Source organism: Arthrobacter sp. Y3223164 (assembly GCF_059091005.1).
In genome coordinates this window covers 1-1,876 of sequence record NZ_JBNHGF010000466.1, presented here as the reverse complement: position 1 = coordinate 1,876, position 1,876 = coordinate 1, and the positions used below count along the sequence as shown (strand labels likewise).

The 1,876-nt window shown below is 68.6% G+C and carries 2 protein-coding genes; both read left to right on the top strand.

The features are described from left to right. Nucleotides 1-448 (top strand): aminotransferase class III-fold pyridoxal phosphate-dependent enzyme (locus AC5RUJ_RS15455; RefSeq protein WP_494156154.1); only part of this gene is annotated, 448 nt, incomplete at its 5' end. 76 nt (nucleotides 449-524) lie between these two features. Then, nucleotides 525-1,685: an acyl-CoA dehydrogenase family protein gene (locus AC5RUJ_RS15450; protein ID WP_494128859.1), complete on the top strand. Its 1,161-nt coding sequence runs from the start codon at nucleotides 525-527 to the stop codon at nucleotides 1,683-1,685. The last annotated feature ends 191 nt before the right edge of the window (nucleotides 1,686-1,876 follow it).

The window sequence follows — 1,876 nt, the reverse complement described above, 5'->3', positions numbered from 1 at the left end:
GCACGCCGGCGGCCTCGGCGGCACCTACGCCGGCAATCCGCTGGCCTGCGAGGCCGCGCTGGCCGTCTTTGAAGCGTTTGAGGACGGCAGCCTGCTGGCCAACGCCCGCGCCATCGAAGCCGCGGCACGCCGGGTGTTGGAGCCGCTGGTCGCGGAGACCGACGTCGTGGCAGAATTCCGCGGCCGCGGCGCCATGCTGGCCTTGGAGTTCGCGGACCGGGACACCTTGGCCCCGCGGGCCGACCTGGCCAAGGAGGTTTCTGCGCGGTGCCACGCGCAGGGCGTGCTGACCCTGACCTGCGGCACCCATGGCAACGTCATCCGGTTGTTGCCCCCGCTGGTCATCGGCGCGGACCTGCTCGCCGATGGCCTGCAGGTGCTGCGGCAGGCAGTCCTCGACGTTGCGGCGGACGGGAAGCCGACGTCGGCCGCTTCGGCATCGGCCTGACCCGCCTGCTGGGAACCGTCCTCCGGCAGCCCCACACCTCGACACCATCCCCCGAACTCCCCAGAAGGAACGCTCCATGTCTTTGGACCACGACCTGATTTCACTCGATTCCCTGCTCACCGAGGAGGAACGGCAACTGCAGAAGAACGTCCGCTCCTTCGTGGACAGCGCGATCAAGCCGAACATCGCCGGCTGGTACGAAGACGCGGTGTTCCCGCTGGAGATCGTGCCCGAGCTGGCCAAGCTCGGCCTGCTCGGCATGCACCTGGACGGCTACGGCTGCGCCGGCCGCTCCGCCGTCGAATACGGGCTCGCCGGGGCCGAGCTGGAGGCCGGCGATTCCGGCCTGCGCACCTTCGTCTCCGTGCAGGGTTCGCTGGCCATGAGCGCGATCCACAAGCACGGCTCCGAGGAGCAGAAGAACGAGTGGCTGCCCCAGATGGCCACAGGCGAGGCCATCGGCTGCTTCGGCCTGACCGAACCCAGCGCTGGTTCCGACCCGGCCAGCATGAAGACCTTCGCCCGCCGCGACGGCGACGACTGGGTGCTCAACGGATCCAAGCGCTGGATCGGCCTCGCCTCGGTCGCCAAGGTCGCCGTGATCTGGGCACAGACCGACGACGGCGTCCGCGGCTTCGTGGTGCCGACCGACACCGCCGGTTTCAAGGCCACCCCGATCGAGGCCAAGCTCTCCATGCGCGCCTCCATCCAGTGCGACATCGAACTCACCGACGTCCGCCTGCCCGCCGGGGCGCTGCTGCCGAAGGCCAAGGGGCTGCGCGGCCCGTTCGAATGCCTGAACGAAGCCCGCTACGGCATCATCTGGGGCGCCATGGGAGCCGCCCGCGATGCCTGGCAGACCGCGGTCGACTATTCCAAGGAGCGCATGCAGTTCGACAAGCCGCTGGCCGGCTACCAGCTCACCCAGGAAAAACTGGTCAACATGGCGCTGGAGATCAACAAGGGCTTCCTGCTCGCCCTGCACCTTGGTCGCCTCAAGGACGCCGGACAGTTGCAGCCCCACCAGATCTCCGTCGGCAAGCTCAACAACTGCCGCGAAGCCATCGAAATCGCCCGCGAATGCCGCACCATCCTCGGCGGCAACGGCATCACCCTGGACTACTCACCGCTGCGCCACGCCAACAACCTCGAATCCGTGCGCACCTACGAGGGCACCGACGAGGTCCACACCCTGATCCTCGGCCAGAAGATCACCGGCGTCCCCGCCTTCCGCTGACCCCTTCTCCGAACCAAGGAACACGCATGACCTCTCCGGTACAGCTGCAGCACTACATCGACGGCGCCTGGGTTCCCGGTTCCGGCTCCCCCATCGCCAGCCACAACCCGGCGCACCCGGACGAAGTTGTCGCCCGGGGCCTGCAGGCCGGACCTGCCGAGGTGCAACAGGCCATGGCCGCCGCCGTCGCC